Here is a 14859-nt window from a genome sequence, read left to right on the forward strand (position 1 = left end):
GATCAACGATGAACAGCCCAGCGAACCCCATCAACACCGCCGATCTCTACGACGAACGTGCCGAGGATCTTGAGTCGATATCACTGCAGTTCCAGGACCTCGGCGGCGTCTCGCACTTCAGCGGCCCCGTTCGCACCGTCAAATGCTTTGAGGACAATGCCCTGGTGAAGACGGTTCTGGCAACCCCCGGCGAAGGCGCCGTGCTGGTGGTGGACGGCTACGGCTCGCTGCGCACAGCCCTCATGGGGGACATGATCGCCGAGAGCGCCGTCGCGAACGGCTGGGCCGGCGTCGTGATCAATGGGGCGATCCGCGATCGCGTGGCGATCGCGAAGCTGCCTTTGGGCGTCAAAGCCCTTGGGAGCAATCCCAAGAAAAGCTCCAAAGTGGGCCGTGGCGAAGTGGACATCCCCCTGGTGATTGACGGAGTGCACATCGAACCCGGGCACCTGATCTACTGCGATCCTGACGGGATTCTCGTGGAGCGGTGACATATTTCTCGCCAATCGGGTAGGACAGGGAATACAGGAGCGATTAGGATAGTTACTGAAAGCAACTATCCTGCTTAGTCCCCTTTTCATCCACCTTTGGAGAAGCAATGTCCAACGCCACGCCTGTGCGGGCCGCCGGAGAGGTCCTGACACACCGTCAGACGCTCACCGTCATGGTGGGCCTCATGCTCGGCATGTTCCTTTCCTCCCTGGACCAGACCATCGTGTCCACGTCCATTTACACCATCGCCAATGACTTGGACGGCCTGTCCCTGCAGGCGTGGGCCACTACGGCCTACCTCATCACATCCACGGTTACCACCCCGCTGTACGGCAAGCTCAGCGACATCTTCGGCCGCCGCCCGCTGTACCTGGCCGCGATCCTGATCTTCCTCGCTGGTTCCCTGTACGCCGGTTCCGTGCACTCCATGACCGAGCTCGCCATCGCCCGCGGCATCCAGGGTATGGGCGCCGGCGGTCTACTGGCCCTCGCATTGACGATCATCGGCGACATTGTTGCCCTGAAGGATCGTGCCAAGTACCAGGGCTACTTCATGTCCGTCTTTGGTGTTTCCTCGGTCCTCGGTCCCGTCGTCGGCGGTGCTTTCGCTGGCTCGGCCAACATCCTTGGCTTCGACGGCTGGCGCTGGGTCTTCTTCATCAACCTGCCCATAGGCCTGGCCGCACTGGCCGTGGTGTTCTTCTACCTGCACCTGCCCGCGAAGCACGTCAAGCAGAAGATCGACTACTGGGGCGCTGGAGCCATCACGCTGGCAATCGTCCCGCTGCTGCTTGTGGCCGAACAGGGACGCAGCTGGGGCTGGACCTCCGGAAACTCGTGGATCTGCTACGGGCTTGGCGTCATCGGCATCATCGCGTTCTTGCTGGTTGAGCGGCGTGCTGGCGACTACGCGCTAATCCCCCTGCGGCTCTTCAGGAACATCACCTTCGGTTTGTCTTCCCTGCTGAACTTCATCATCGGTATCGGCATGTTCGGGGCCATCGCGATGCTCCCGATGTACCTGCAGCTGGTCAAGGGCCTCACCCCCACCGAAGCAGGCCTCATGATGATCACCTTCACGGTGGGCATCCTCTTCGGTTCCATTACAGCGGGACGGACCATCTCGGCGTCCGGCGTTTTCCGGATCTTCCCGATTCTCGGTACGGGCATCCTGACGGCCGCCGCAATCGTCATGGGCCTGTCCCTCGGCGTCGACACCGGTCTCTGGGTACCGGGCCTGATCGCCGTATTCTTCGGCATGGGCCTGGGCTTCTGCATGCAGCCGCTCACTTTGGCGATGCAGGTCTCCGTACCGCCGAAGGACATGGGCGTGGGCACGTCCACCGCGGCATTCTTCCGTTCCATGGGCGGCGCCGTGGGTACCGCGGTGTTCATCTCGATGCTCTTCAGCCTCGCCGCCGACAAGATCGCCTCGGGCATGAAGGATGCCATGGGCAGCGCGGACTACCTCAAGGTGCTCAAGGATCCTGCAGTTGCCGCGGATCCAGCCAACGCCAAGCTGTACGACTTCTTCAAGAACGGCGCCACAAACGATTCGCTGAACGACACCAGCTGGTTGCACCACGCCAACCCGGCGCTCACGCGACCTATCGTTGAAGGCTTCGCGCAGTCGATCGACACCGTGATGCTGACTGCCGCAGCGCTGACCGGCCTCGCGTTCCTCATCAGCTTCGCCTTGCCGAACAAGAAACTGACGGATCCGAAGGCGGCGGCGAAGGAATCCGTTTCCGCCCACTAAAATCTCGAACAGCGTCACGGCAGGCAGTCTTTTGGACTGCCTGCCGTTGTCGTTTCCAGTGTTCGCGCGGTGGTGTGCCCGACGACGGCGCGAAAGTTTGCGTGGCGTGACACGTCCGGTGTGGCTGGCCCGGTTGACTGGAAGTCACGCTGGCACCGTGCCACACTGTGTAGCGCGAGTGCACCGGCGTCCCCGTCGGAACCAGCTGCCGACGACGACCGCGCCGCACAATCCACCACATTTCCTCAAGGGAGAGCCATGCCCAATTCCAGCTCCGACAGCCGTTCCGGCGTCCCACGCAAGGTAATTGGCCTGGCCGTTGCCGGAGCTGTGGGCGGTTTCCTCTTCGGGTTCGATTCCTCCGTGGTCAACGGCGCCGTCGATGCGATGAAGGACGAATTCATGCTGAGCGAAGCCGTCACGGGCTTCGCTGTGGCGGTCGCGTTGCTCGGCTGTGCGGCAGGGGCGTATCTCGCGGGCAAGGTGGCGGACCGCCACGGCCGCATCCCCGCCATGAAGCTGGGTGCCGCCCTCTTCCTGGTCAGCTCCATCGGGACGGGCTTTGCTTTCAGCATCTGGGACCTCGTCTTCTGGCGCTTGGTCGGCGGCCTGGGCATCGGCCTCGCATCGGTGATCGCGCCGGCCTACATCTCGGAAATCTCACCGCGCCAAGTCCGCGGCAGACTCGCGTCGCTGCAGCAGCTGGCGATCACCACTGGTATTTTCGCGGCCCTTCTGTCCGACGCCGTGCTGGCAACATCCGCGGGAAGCGCCCACCATGCCTTGTGGCTCGGAGTCGAGGCGTGGCGCTGGATGTTCATCGCGTGCGCCGTGCCTGCCGCGATCTACGGCCTGATCGCCTTCCGACTGCCGGAGTCGCCGCATTTCCTGGTCCTTAGCGGCAAGGAAGACACCGCACGCAAGATCTTCGACACGCTGATGCCCGGCGACGATACCGAACGCCACATCCGCGAAATCCGTGACTCCATCAAACAGGACGAGCTCTCCACCAAGAAGGGCTCGCTCCGCGGCAAGGCTTTTGGCCTGCAGCCCGTGGTGTGGATCGGCATCATCTTGTCGGTGCTGCAGCAATTCGTCGGCATCAACGTGATCTTCTACTACTCCACCACCCTTTGGAAGGCAGTCGGCTTCCACGAGCAAGACTCCCTGGCCATCTCGGTGGCAACGTCCGTCACCAACATCCTGGTCACGCTCGTGGCCATCGCCCTAGTGGACCGCATTGGCCGCAGGCCCATCCTGCTGACGGGCTCCATCGGTATGGCTGTGTCCCTGGGTGCCATGGCGCTGGCCTTTTCTTCCGCCAGCGGGTCGGGTTCTTCGGTGTCCTTGACCGGCGCCTGGGGTCCGGTGGCCCTGGTGGCCGCCAACGTGTTCGTGGTGAGCTTCGGCGCTTCGTGGGGACCGTTGGTGTGGGTGCTCCTGGGCGAGATCTTCCCCTCGCGGATCCGTGCCCGCGCGCTCGGGCTGGCCGCCGCAGCCCAGTGGATCGCCAACTTCGCCATCACCTTGAGCTTCCCCATCATGGCGGCCGGTTCGTTGCCGCTGACTTACGGCATGTATGCGCTGTTCGCCGCGGCGTCGTTCTTCTTCGTCATGTTCAAGGTGCCGGAAACCAACGGCATGTCCCTTGAGCAGGCCGACACCTTGTTTGTCCCGAAAGGCTCCAAGCCTGCGGAGCTCGAGGTCACACCCAAGTGACTCACACCCAAGTAACTCGCAGTTGTTGTCGTTATGAGCCCTCATAACGACAACAACTGCGAGTCAGTTGGGCCCTTCTACACGAGGTGCGGTTCGTGTGACTTCAGGTAGCGGCGGCCGCCGGCGGCCACGAGGATTGCGAACGCGAGGGCAAGGGCCGCGGCGAAGAACGGGACCTGCGGGCCGAAGTGCTCACCCAGTTGTGCCGCGACAAACGGGGCGAGCGCGCCACCCATCCACCGCACGAAGTTGTAGCCGGCCGAAGCCACCGGACGCGGCGAATCGGAGACTTCCATGGCCAGTTCTGTGTAGAGCGTGTTGTTGATGCCCAGCAGTGCGCCCGCCACAATGACAAGCACGACGACGGCAGTCACCGAGTGCCCCGCGGCCAGTCCCAGCCCGACGAGGTCCAGCAAAAGGGCCGCGAGGGTGCCGACCAGGACGTTGGTGGTGCCGAAGCGACGCTGCAGCACGGGTGCCACAAAGACCGAGAACACGGCCACGGCCACGCCCCAACCAAAGAACACCGCACCAATCCCGTAGGCGTCCATTCCCAGAATGAACGGCGTGAAGGCCAGGATCGTGAAGAAGCCGTAGTTGTAGAACAAGGCGCTGGCGGCGGTGGTGCGAAGGCCCTTGTGGCCCAGGGCAAGGAGCGGGTCACGCAAACGGGCCTTCGTGGCCGGCGTCGGGGTCTTAGGCAGCAGGGCCAGCAAGGCGATGAAGGAAATGGCCATGAGGACCGCGGTGCCGAAGAACGGTGCGCGCCATTGCCAGCCACCGAGAAGCGCGCCGAGCAACGGGCCGAGGGAAATGCCCAAGCCAAGGGCGGCTTCGTAGAGAATGATCGCAGTTCCGGTTCCGCCGCTCGCGACGCCGACAATCACGGCAAGGGCGGTAGCCACGAAGAGGGCGTTGCCTAGTCCCCAACCCGCGCGGAATCCGACCAGCTCACCCACGCTTCCGGACATGCCTGACAACGAGGCGAACACGACAATCAGGGCCAGGCCGATCATGAGCGTCTTTTTGCCACCGATCCGCGAAGAGACGAAGCCGGTCACGAGCATCGCGACGGCGGTCACCAGGAAGTAGCTCGTGAAAAGCAGCGACACTTGGCTGGGGCTCGCCTGGAGGTTCTTGGCGATGGCTGGCAGGATCGGGTCCACCAGGCCGATACCCATGAAGGCGAAGACGGCGGCAATCGCCGTGGCCCACACAGCCTTGGGCTGCTTGAGGAACGAGGCTTTCTCGGCCTCGAGTGTGTCTTCCGCTGGCTGCAGTTGCTCTGTGAGCTGGCCTTTCATGGACTGCTCTCCTAGTTTCTTGGCTTGTTCAGTTCTGGCTTGTTCAGTTCTGGACTGAATGGTTGATCTTGTCGAACACCGGAAGGGCGGCTTCGACGGCGTCGCGTTCTGCCTGGCTCAGCGTTCCGAGGATCCCGGCGATGAATTCGTTGCGGCGGCGGTCCGCGTTCTCGACGGCGGCACGTCCCGCCGCGGTCGCGGCGACGCGGACGGCACGGGAGTCGTCCGGATCTGATTCTCGTTTGACCAGGCCCGCGCGCTCCAGCTTGATGATCTGCTCTGTGGCACTGGGGACCTTGACCCCAAGGTTCCGGGCGATCCCCCCGACGCGGGCACCGCCGTCGAGCGCCATCTTGAGGACGCCAAGCTGGGCCGAGCTGAGCTGCTCCTCGGAATCGAGGCGGCGCATCACGTAGACGCTCTGCCGCAAGGCTTCCCGGAATGATTGGGCGAGGGCGAGGAGCGCGTCGTCAGCCTGATTGGTATTCATATTTAGGTATCCTAACAGTTAGGTTGCCTAAATATCAAGGGGTGCGGGACTTTGTCTTGGGACTCCTCGAGGATGCCGTCGCTACAGGGCCAGCTTCATTCCCTCGTGACTGGCTACGAAGCCCAGGCGCTCATAGAAGCGGTGGGCGTCCTTGCGGGACTTGTCGCTGGTGAGCTGGACCAGGGTGCAGCCCCGGTTCCGCGCCTCGTCGATGGCCCATTGCATCATTGCCGCACCGACGCCATGATCCCGCAACTCTGCGGCGACGCGCACGGCCTCGATCTGGCAACGCAGCGAGCCTTTCCGGGCCAAGCCCGGGATGAAACTCAGCTGGAAAGTTGCGACACAAGCGCCGTTCAAGTGGCCTACCACCAACAGTTGGGCCGGATCCTCGTTGATCTGCTGAAACGCCTGCAGATAGGGGCCGACGTCCTCGGCGTTTTCGCGGGAACTGCCCAACTGATCCGCGGCGAGCAATCTCAGAATGGCGGGCAAGTCCTCCCAGTGGGCCCGGCGGAGCGTGAAGACTCCTTCGTCCAGAACCATGCTCAACAGCGGCTTCACGCCTGGATTTATGTGACTCATAGCACCAGCCTGACACAAGCTGGCGGCTTCGTTTTACGAGCGTTCATGAATTCTGGGTGAAACGATCAATCACAAATTCTCGGATGGTTCGAGTTAGTTTGGACTAGCAGATTTGTTAGCCACGTCACCATGCGGCGAATCACCCCGAAGGATGCAGATATGTCTCACCAGACAACAACAGGGCAACGCACTGCCTCCAGCAAAGACAGCGAGCCGCATCTGGCGCGCTCACTGAGCAACCGCCACATCCAGTTGCTTGCGATCGGCGGCGCCATCGGCACAGGCCTCTTCATGGGCTCCGGAAAGACCATCTCCGTAGCCGGCCCGTCCGTGATCTTCGTGTACATGATCATCGGCTTCATGCTGTTCTTCGTCATGCGCGCCATGGGCCAGCTCCTGCTGTCCAACCTGAACTACAAGTCCTTCAGCGACTTCGCCGGGGACCTCCTTGGTCCCTGGGCGGGCTTCTTCACCGGCTGGACCTACTGGTTCTGCTGGGTAGTAACCGGAGTGGCCGATGTCATCGCGATCGCGGGCTATGCCAATGAGCTCTGGCCGGGTGTGCCGCTCTGGATTCCGGGCCTCGCGACCATCGCCATCTTGCTGTTGCTCAACCTCCCCACAGTGAAGGCCTTCGGCGAGACTGAGTTCTGGTTCGCCCTCATCAAGATCGTTGCCATCGCCGCTTTGATCATCGTGGGTATCGTCATGATCTCGACCGGCTTCAAGTCCGACGCCGGAGCCGCGAGCTTGACCAATCTCTGGAGCCACGGCGGCTTCTTCCCCAAGGAATTCATGGGCTTCGTTGCCGGCTTCCAGATCGCGGTCTTCGCCTTCGTGGGTATCGAACTGGTAGGCACAGCCGCGGCCGAGACAAAGAACCCGGAGCACAACCTGCCCCGCGCCATCAACGCCATCCCGGTCCGCGTCATGCTGTTCTATGTCGGCGCGCTCATCATCCTGATGTCCGTCATCCCGTGGACCGAGTTCAAGGCCGGCCACAGCCCGTTCATCGCCATGTTCTCCCTGGCCGGCCTGGGTATCGCTGCAACCGTGGTGAACCTCGTGGTCCTGACCTCCGCCATGTCCTCTGCCAACTCGGGTATCTACTCGACGTCGCGCATGGTGTTCGGCCTGGCGAACGACGGCGATGCCCCCAAGATGTTCGGCCGCCTCTCCAGCCGGAAAGTTCCGCAGAACGCCCTGTTCCTGTCCTGCGTGCTGCTCCTCGGCGGCGTCGCACTTCTTTATGCGGGCAAGGACATCGGAGCAGCCTTCGACATGGTCACCACCGTGTCCGCCGTCTGCTTCATGTTCGTTTGGTCCATCATCCTGGCCAGCTACCTTGTTTTCCGGAAGCGCCGGCCCCACTTGCACGAGGCCTCGACGTTCAAGATGCCCGGCGGCACCGTGATGGTGTGGATGGTCTTCGCCTTCTTCGCGTTCCTGGTCTGGGCTTTGACGACGCAGCCGGACACCCTCACGGCCCTGCTCGTAACGCCCATCTGGTTCGCGGTCCTCGCCGTGGCCTACGCCTTGGTCCGGAAGTCGCCGCTGCACCAGGCGCGGGTGGCAGAGTGGAAAGCCATGGCCGAAACCGAGACAGCGGCCGTCGAAACCGCCGCCCGCTAGGACGCCCGCTCACATATAGCGGCCATTCTTCCGACGCTCGCTCACAAACGAGCCTTTTCGACGTATGCGGTCGTCAAGTTTTTGAGACATTTTCGTTGTTTGTTTTGGTTAGGCGGCCAGGGGTTCCTGGACGCTGGTGTGGTGGTTTGCGTGGGCGGTGGCTGGCGGGATGCCGCCGGCCCGTCGGTTGGGTCGGCGGCGGTTGTACCAGCCCTCGATGTAGTCCATCACGGCGGTCCGTGCGGTGAGCCTGGAACCGAAGCGGTGGTGGTGGTAGAACTCGGTCTTGAGGTGTGAGAAGAAGTTCTCGGCGACCGCGTTGTCCCAGCACACCCCCACCTTGCCCATGGACTGGGTGACCTCGTTCTGGGCGCACCATCGTTGGAATTCCTCCGAGGTGTACTGGGTGCCCCGGTCGGAGTGGAAGACGACTGGGCCGCCGATGAGGTGGCCGTGGTTCCGGGCCATCCGCAGGGCCGCGGTGCACAGGCTGGCGCGCATGTGTTCGGCCATGGCCCAGCCGATGACCATCCCGGAGAACAGGTCGATGACCGTGGCCAGGTAGAGCCAGCCCTCGCCGGTGCGCAGGTAGGTGATGTCCCCGACCAGCCGGGTCCCGGGCACCGCGGAGGTGAAGTCGCGCCTGCCCTGGTCATCGAGCATGTGGTTCTGGATGTGGGCGGTCTTGGCCTGCGGGTCCTGGAGCGTGGTCTTTTTCCAGGCCTGGGTGCGGATGGCCCGCAGGCCGTGCTCGCGCATGATGGCCCCCACGGTCGGGGCGGAGACCTTGGTCCCGGCCGCGTTCAGGAGCCGGGTCAGCTGGTCCCGCCCGGCACGCCCGGACTCCTTCGTGTAGAGCTTGGTGACCGCGGTGACCAGCTCCCCGTGCCGCACGGTGCGCGGTGAAGGGCCGGCAGGTTTGCGCCACCGGTAATAGGAGGCCCGGGAGACGTTCAATTTCCGGCATAGCCACACCACGGGATGGTTGGCCTTCTCCGCTTCGATGAACTCGTAGAAATCCTCTACTTTTGCTTCGCGGCAAAGAAGGCGCTGACTTTTCCCAGGAACTCGACCTCGGCCTTCAACCTGGCGTTTTCGGCCAGCGCTTTCTGGTGTTCATCCCACGCCACCGGCCCCCGGTCCTCGGGCTGGGCAGGGGTGTCCGGTTGCTTGTCCCGGGACTTGTGTACCCAGCTTCCCAGCGTGCTTTCCTTCACCCCGATCTCCTGCGCGATCTGCTTCACCGGCCGGTCCGAAGACAAAACCAGTCGAACCGATTCCTCCCGGAACGCGGCGTCGTATGTCTTTCTGCGGGTGGTCATCTGAAACTGAGGCTCCCATCAAGCTGTCTCACAAAACCATACGGCCGCAGTAACGCCCGCTCACCTATAACGGCGAAACCCGAAACCCTCCTTCACGTCATTCACGAGAAGGAGGGTTTCGGGTTTCCCACCGAGGTTCATGACCGGTTGCCCTCAGGGACGCTATCCGGCGCGGACTTCTTGCTGTTGGCCTCGCGCAAAAGGAGCTGGATGAGGCTCGGCTTCTGCGAAAAGGTTGCAACCGCGACGTTCTTGCGCACGAACTCGTCCGAGGTGAGTTGCCACAGCATGGAGTCCGCAAGGTCGGCCCGCGACGTGAAAGTGCCGTTTATGTAGTCAACGGCCATCTTGTATTCGGTGACGGATTCGGTCTCGAAAAGACCGGAGGGCCGCATGATTGTCCAGTCCAGGCCGCTCGCGGCGACGGCGGACTCCATCCGCCGCATGTCCTCGTACAGTGTCTTACCGAGCAGCTTGGTAACGAGGGGCTGCAGCACTTTCTCGAAGAGAAACCCGCCATGCGGGCCGGCCGAAATGTCGGTGGCGCTGGAGCTCACGCAGACCAGCCGACGGACGCCGTGGTTGCCCATCGCCCGGATGATGTTCCCCGTGCCCACCGAGTAGACCGTAATCGGCTGGCGGCTGTATGGAACACCGAGGGTTGAGAGGACAGCATCGCTTCCTTCAACGACGGCACTTACGTCCTCGAAGTTATACACATCGGCACCGACGATGCTTAGACCGGGGGCCGAAAGGGGGAATTCGTGTGGCCTGCGCGTAACAGCGGTGACGGCGTGTCCGGCGTCGAGCGCTTGCCCGGTGAGAATCCTTCCGGTGGGGCCATTTGCCCCGAATACTGCGATCTTCATGTGATGCGGCCTCCGGTAGTCTTATTCTAGGAAAACCATACAATACAGAAACGATATCATATGAGTTCCATATCAAATCAAGAGGCCGCGACCCCTAGTCTTCGGCGGCGCGCTGTTGCTGCGCTCAAAGCCGAGCTTCGCAGCGTACGCGTGCAACTATCCGTGCTCAATCACCAGGTCGGCACCCAGGCCGAGCTGAAGGATGTTGACCTTGATTGTCTTGACCTGATCTCGAGCCGGGGGCCGCTCAGCCCAAGCATGTTAGCCAAACACGCCGGCCTGCACCCAGCCACCATGACCGGGATCCTCGACCGGCTTGAACGCGGAGGCTGGATTGTCCGGGACCGCGATCCGTCCGACCGGCGCGCCGTGGTCATCCGGGTTCTGCCCGATAGAAACGCAGAGATGTTCCGCCTTTACTCGGGAATGAACAGCCTCATGGACACCATCTGCGCAGACTACGACGACGCTGAAATCGCCGTCATTACCGACTTCCTGCGGCGCGTCCAGGCGGCCGGACGGACGGCGTCGGAAGAACTCGGCAACTAGTTGACGCTCGCTTACTTTTACGGCCCAAAGCGCTCACCCTCCTCCACATCACGTGAAGGAGGGTGAGCGAGCGTTCGGGAAAAAGCCCGCATATATGAGCGAGCGTCGCCGGTCGGCACAGGGAAGCCGGCCGGCGTGGCGGCAGGAAGCGGTGTTTAGGCCTCGGCCTTCCGTTCTTCGATCAGCTTCAACACCTGCGGGAACAACGGGTGCGACGGCGGAAGTTCAGTGATGCGCTCGACCGCCTCGGCCGCGTCCATCTCGGCAAGCATCCGGGCGAGTTCCACGGCTTCGTCGTCTGCTCCGTCGTCGAAACGCAGGGCGGCGGACATCGCGTCTAACAAGGCAACGGGCGTGACTCCGCGCTCGGCGAGTTCAGCGGCCGGGCCGATGAAGCGTTCGTGCCGCCCAAGTTTGCGGAGCGGCGCGCGGCCCACCCGGTTCACCGTGTCCGGCAAGTACGGGTTGGTGAAGCGGGACAGGATCTTCTGCACGTACGCTTCCTGCTCAGCCTCGACGAAGCCGTGTTTGGCCACGAGAAGCTGCTTGGTCTCCTCCAATACGGCCCGAACCCGGGCCGCAACGGAGGCATCGGCCATCGCCTCGGAGATCTTCTCCAAGCCGGCGCCATAGCCGAAGTATGCTGCCGAGGCGTGTCCGGTGTTGACCGTGAATAGCTTCCGTTCGATGTACGGGCCTAGTTCGTCCACGAAGGTCGCACCGGGAATCACCGGCGCCTCCCCCGCGAAAGGCGTGCGGTCGATGACCCACTCGTAAAAAGTCTCCACAGTGACGTCCAGGCCTTGGCCCGGCGCCTGGTTGGGGACGATCCTGTCAACCGCCGTGTTCGCAAACACAGCAGCGGAAGAAAGGTCACCCGCGGCACCGTCCCACGCCGCTTCCACTTCGGATCGCAGGAGGTCCGTGGCGTTGATCGCGTTCTCGCAGGCCATGACCTGGAGCGGAGCCAACGACGGCGAGCGGCCGGCGATGCCCCGCGCGATCACGGGCGCCACGAACTTGAGGATGTGCGGCCCCACCGCCGTGGTGACGAGGTCCGCCGTCGCGATTTCCGCGACGACGGCAACCTCTTCGGTGCCCGAATTCAGGGCCCGGAAACCGGACACGGTCATGACCGCCGCGTTTTCGCCGACCTCGTGGACCTCATAGGAGGTCGCGGAGGCGAGCTGGCTGATCAAGGCATCCGCGACATCGGCGAAGACCACCTCATATCCAGCCTCGTGCAGCAGCAAGCCGACGAATCCTCGTCCGATGTTCCCTGCCCCAAAATGGACTGCCTTCACTATGCGTTGACCTTTCCGAACAGATCCAGCACTTCCTGAACCGACGTGGCCTGCTCAAGCTGGGCCACTTGCGCCTTGTCCGTGAAGATCTTGGCGATGGAGGACAGGATGTGGAGGTGCTCGTTGTTGATGCCGGCGACGCCGACGACGAACTTGACCTGCTTGCCACCCCAGTCGATGCCCTCGGGGTAGCGGACGATCGACACACCGGAGTGCAGGATGTGGTTCTTGGCAGCGTTCGTGCCGTGCGGGATGGCAAGGAAGCTGCCCATGTAGGTGGATACGGATTCCTCGCGCTCATGCATGGCGTGAATGTAGCCCATGTCCACTGAACCCCGGTCCAGCAGGAGCTTGCCCGCTTCGTCGATGGCCGAGTCACGGTCCGTCGCGGAACCATTGAGGATCACGCTTTCGGGGAGCAGGACATCCTTGCCCCCGACGGCGGCGGGCTGGGCAGCGCGGGCACCGGCGGCCGGTTCAGCAACCATAGTCGAACCCTGAGCGCCGGGAGCCGCGTTGCTGCTCTTGACCAGTTCCACGATCTCCTCGTAGCGGGGACTGTTCATGAAGTTGTCCACGGAGACGTGCACGGCGCTGGAGGTGACCGGCCGGGCGCGTTCTGTCAGGTCCTGGTGCGTTACCACGACGTCGTAGGTGTCACTGAGGTTTGCGATGGCCGAATTGGTGACCTTGACGTCCGGGAAACCGGCTGCCTTGATCTTGTTGCGGAGCACCGAGGCGCCCATGGCGCTGGAGCCCATGCCGGCGTCGCACGCGAACACGATGTTCTGGATAGGGCGGGTCAGGACGGCGGTACCGCCACCGGCGCCCAGGAGTGCGGAGGAAACGGAACTCTTCTTGCCCTTGAGCTCTTCCATCCTGGATGTTGCCTGACCCAGCGCGTCCACGTCGGTGGTCTTGCTGGCGCGCAGGATCACGGAGGCAATCAGGAAGGACACTGTGGCTGCAAGAAGCACGGACAGGGCAACACCGAAATAGCTGTCCTTCGCTGTCGCGGCAAAGACGGCGATGATGCTGCCAGGGGCCGCCGGCGAACGCAAGCCCGCGCCGGTGACTACCAGGGTGAAGATGCCGGTCATGCCGCCTGCGATCGTGGCGAGGATGAGGATCGGCTTCATGAGAATGTACGGGAAGTAGATCTCGTGGATGCCGCCGACAAACTGGATGAGCGCGGCGCCGGGAGCGGATGCCCGTGCCAGGCCCTTGCCGAAGAACATGTAGGCGAGCAGGACGCCGACGCCCGGGCCCGGGTTGGCTTCAAGCAGGAACAGGATGGACTTGCCGTTTTGCAGCGCTTGTTCCGTGCCGAGCGGCGTGAGGATGCCGTGGTTGACTGCGTTGTTGAGGAACAGGACCTTGGCGGGTTCGATGAAGATGCTGGTCAGCGGCAGAAGTCCGTTGTGGACCAGGAATTCGACGACGGCGCTCGCGCCGTTACTGAAGGCCTTCACCACCGGGCCGATCACCAGCATGCCGAAGATGGCCAGTGCGGCGCCGACGATGCCTGCTGAGAAGTTGTCGATCAGCATCTCGAAGCCCGGCTTGACCCGGCCTTCCCATACCTTGTCGAGCTTCTTCATGATCCAGGCCGTGAGCGGGCCCATAAGCATGGCACCGATGAACATCGGGATATCCGTACCGACAATCACGCCCATGGTGGCGGCGGCTCCAACCACGCCGCCGCGGATGCCATGGACCGCCCGGCCGCCGGTGTAACCGATCAGTAGCGGCAACAGGTACGTGATCATGGGGCCCACGAGTTTGGCCAGGTCCGCATTGGGGAAGAACCCTGCCGGGATGAACAGAGCGGTGATGATGCCCCATGCAATAAAGGCCCCGATATTGGGCATGATCATGCCCGAAAGGAAGGTTCCGAACTTTTGGACACCAACGCGCACGCTGGTGCGCTGTTTCGCAACTGACGCTGTTGCCATTGTGTGAATTCCTAACGTGAGTCCCGCATCAGTGCGGGATCAGTCGATATCTATCGAAGGAGGACAGCTCTAGGAGCTGCTGGAGATTCGGTGAAGCCATTCAAGGAAAAGCTTCAGTTCCGAACTGGATAGCTGGTCTGAATGTGAGGCTTGGAGTGCCGCATTCAGCGCGATTGCCGCAACAACAACCGACGACTTGCCGGAGTCGTCCGCTGCGGCGCCACGGGCTGTTTCCGTGGACACGGCGAAAATCATGGAATCCCGGGTCATGGTGGAGAGCTCGAGGTTCCGGTCTTCCAAAGGCTCTGCAATGAGCATGAGCGTGACGCCGACGTTGGCCGCCAGGATGCTCCTGGCCGCCTCGCGCGGGGGTACGTTGATCTGCCCGGCAATGGCTGCCTTGCTCAGCATCTCCTCCAGAAGCGACTCGGCATCAGCCACGATGGCCGGCCTGCTTTCCGGACGGATGTTGCCGAACATCACCAGGTAAAGGTGCGGTTGGGTAAGTCCGAACTGGACGTGGTTGTCCCACATCCGGCGGACATCCTCCAGGGGTTCCCCAGAGGGTGCGAAGTCCCGCTCTCCCGCCACGTACTCCTCGAAGCCGGCTGCAACGACGGCGTCGAACAACCCCTCCTTGTCGCCGAAGTGGTGGTAAAGCGTAGGCGCCGTGACGCCGGCAAGTTTGGTGATTTGGCGCGTAGAGACCGGCGACCCGTCCGAATTCGCCAGCAACTCGGCGGCTGCACGGAGCAGCCGAGTTTTGGGCGGAAGCTGGTCATCGAAACTCATAGCCGCTACCCTAGCACCTATAGCAACGCTATATGAAGTGAGTCACAGGAGATTTTTTCGGACCCCGAGGCGCCGCAGCCGGTGGGT

At 62.7% G+C, this 14859-nt stretch carries 13 protein-coding genes; 5 read left to right on the forward strand and 8 right to left on the reverse strand.

Annotated elements, in window-relative coordinates:
- Window positions 1-8 precede the first annotated feature (8 nt).
- The 3 genes from rraA to ACSKT0_RS22860 all read left to right on the forward strand — a co-directional run bounded on the left by rraA (window position 9) and on the right by ACSKT0_RS22860 (window position 3970).
- The gene (rraA, locus tag ACSKT0_RS22850) at window positions 9-491 is read left to right on the forward strand and encodes a ribonuclease E activity regulator RraA (RefSeq protein WP_437771760.1); all 483 of its coding nucleotides are present in this window, start codon (window positions 9-11) and stop codon (window positions 489-491) included.
- A gap of 107 nt (window positions 492-598) precedes the next feature.
- Window positions 599-2251: an MDR family MFS transporter gene (locus ACSKT0_RS22855; protein WP_437771761.1), complete on the forward strand. Its 1653-nt coding sequence runs from the start codon at window positions 599-601 to the stop codon at window positions 2249-2251.
- Window positions 2252-2509: 258 nt separating this feature from the next.
- A complete protein-coding gene (locus tag ACSKT0_RS22860) occupies window positions 2510-3970 on the forward strand; it encodes a sugar porter family MFS transporter (protein ID WP_437771762.1) in 1461 nt (486 codons plus the stop codon).
- 77 nt (window positions 3971-4047) lie between these two features.
- On the opposite strand, the gene ACSKT0_RS22865 is transcribed toward ACSKT0_RS22860, so the two are convergent.
- The 3 genes from ACSKT0_RS22865 to ACSKT0_RS22875 all read right to left on the reverse strand — a co-directional run bounded on the left by ACSKT0_RS22865 (window position 4048) and on the right by ACSKT0_RS22875 (window position 6349).
- Entirely contained in the window at window positions 4048-5274 is a 1227-nt protein-coding gene (locus ACSKT0_RS22865; protein ID WP_437771763.1) for an MFS transporter, read from the reverse strand.
- Between the two features lie 43 nt (window positions 5275-5317).
- Window positions 5318-5764, reverse strand: a complete 447-nt coding sequence (locus ACSKT0_RS22870) for a MarR family winged helix-turn-helix transcriptional regulator (protein ID WP_437771764.1) — start codon at window positions 5762-5764, stop codon at window positions 5318-5320.
- An 81-nt stretch (window positions 5765-5845) separates the two neighbouring features.
- A complete protein-coding gene (locus ACSKT0_RS22875) occupies window positions 5846-6349 on the reverse strand; it encodes a GNAT family N-acetyltransferase (protein ID WP_437771765.1) in 504 nt (167 codons plus the stop codon).
- Between the two features lie 159 nt (window positions 6350-6508).
- Between ACSKT0_RS22875 and ACSKT0_RS22880 the strand changes: the two genes are divergently transcribed.
- Window positions 6509-7981: an amino acid permease gene (locus ACSKT0_RS22880; RefSeq protein WP_437771766.1), complete on the forward strand. Its 1473-nt coding sequence runs from the start codon at window positions 6509-6511 to the stop codon at window positions 7979-7981.
- A gap of 108 nt (window positions 7982-8089) precedes the next feature.
- On the opposite strand, the gene ACSKT0_RS22885 is transcribed toward ACSKT0_RS22880, so the two are convergent.
- Both ACSKT0_RS22885 and ACSKT0_RS22890 read right to left on the reverse strand, forming a co-directional pair.
- Window positions 8090-9303, reverse strand: a protein-coding gene (locus ACSKT0_RS22885; protein WP_437771263.1) for an IS3 family transposase whose coding sequence is annotated in 2 segments (ribosomal slippage) — window positions 8090-9042 and window positions 9042-9303 — 1215 coding nt in all. Because the reading frame shifts where the segments join, the coding sequence is not laid out codon by codon here.
- Between the two features lie 137 nt (window positions 9304-9440).
- Window positions 9441-10172 (reverse strand): NAD(P)-dependent oxidoreductase, encoded by a 732-nt coding sequence (locus ACSKT0_RS22890; RefSeq protein WP_437771767.1) that lies wholly within the window; start codon window positions 10170-10172, stop codon window positions 9441-9443.
- A 60-nt stretch (window positions 10173-10232) separates the two neighbouring features.
- On the opposite strand from ACSKT0_RS22890, the gene ACSKT0_RS22895 reads away from it, so the two are divergent.
- A complete protein-coding gene (locus ACSKT0_RS22895; protein ID WP_437771768.1) occupies window positions 10233-10721 on the forward strand; it encodes a MarR family winged helix-turn-helix transcriptional regulator in 489 nt (162 codons plus the stop codon).
- A 155-nt stretch (window positions 10722-10876) separates the two neighbouring features.
- Here ACSKT0_RS22895 and ACSKT0_RS22900 read toward each other — a convergent pair whose 3' ends face one another.
- The 3 genes from ACSKT0_RS22900 to ACSKT0_RS22910 form a co-directional block, all read right to left on the reverse strand.
- Window positions 10877-12025 (reverse strand): mannitol-1-phosphate 5-dehydrogenase, encoded by a 1149-nt coding sequence (locus ACSKT0_RS22900; RefSeq protein ID WP_437771769.1) that lies wholly within the window; start codon window positions 12023-12025, stop codon window positions 10877-10879.
- On the reverse strand, window positions 12025-13980 hold the full coding sequence (locus ACSKT0_RS22905; protein ID WP_437771770.1) for a PTS mannitol transporter subunit IICBA: 1956 nt from the start codon (window positions 13978-13980) through the stop codon (window positions 12025-12027). The genes ACSKT0_RS22900 and ACSKT0_RS22905 overlap by 1 nt, the downstream gene beginning before the upstream one ends.
- A 69-nt stretch (window positions 13981-14049) precedes the next feature.
- The gene (locus ACSKT0_RS22910) at window positions 14050-14772 is read right to left on the reverse strand and encodes a TetR/AcrR family transcriptional regulator (protein WP_234751842.1); all 723 of its coding nucleotides are present in this window, start codon (window positions 14770-14772) and stop codon (window positions 14050-14052) included.
- Between the last annotated feature and the right edge of the window lie 87 nt (window positions 14773-14859).

The sequence above is a fragment of the Arthrobacter sp. KNU40 genome, assembly GCF_051515115.1.
Taxonomy (GTDB): domain Bacteria; phylum Actinomycetota; class Actinomycetes; order Actinomycetales; family Micrococcaceae; genus Arthrobacter.

Coding starts and splice junctions, on each gene's coding strand:
- rraA (WP_437771760.1), top strand. CDS start 9: ATGAACAGCCCAGCGAACCCCATCAACACCGCCGATCTCTACGACGAA.
- ACSKT0_RS22855 (WP_437771761.1), top strand. CDS start 599: ATGTCCAACGCCACGCCTGTGCGGGCCGCCGGAGAGGTCCTGACACAC.
- ACSKT0_RS22860 (WP_437771762.1), top strand. CDS start 2,510: ATGCCCAATTCCAGCTCCGACAGCCGTTCCGGCGTCCCACGCAAGGTA.
- ACSKT0_RS22865 (WP_437771763.1), bottom strand. CDS start 5,274: ATGAAAGGCCAGCTCACAGAGCAACTGCAGCCAGCGGAAGACACACTC.
- ACSKT0_RS22870 (WP_437771764.1), bottom strand. CDS start 5,764: ATGAATACCAATCAGGCTGACGACGCGCTCCTCGCCCTCGCCCAATCA.
- ACSKT0_RS22875 (WP_437771765.1), bottom strand. CDS start 6,349: ATGAGTCACATAAATCCAGGCGTGAAGCCGCTGTTGAGCATGGTTCTG.
- ACSKT0_RS22880 (WP_437771766.1), top strand. CDS start 6,509: ATGTCTCACCAGACAACAACAGGGCAACGCACTGCCTCCAGCAAAGAC.
- ACSKT0_RS22890 (WP_437771767.1), bottom strand. CDS start 10,172: ATGAAGATCGCAGTATTCGGGGCAAATGGCCCCACCGGAAGGATTCTC.
- ACSKT0_RS22895 (WP_437771768.1), top strand. CDS start 10,233: ATGAGTTCCATATCAAATCAAGAGGCCGCGACCCCTAGTCTTCGGCGG.
- ACSKT0_RS22905 (WP_437771770.1), bottom strand. CDS start 13,980: ATGGCAACAGCGTCAGTTGCGAAACAGCGCACCAGCGTGCGCGTTGGT.
- ACSKT0_RS22910 (WP_234751842.1), bottom strand. CDS start 14,772: ATGAGTTTCGATGACCAGCTTCCGCCCAAAACTCGGCTGCTCCGTGCA.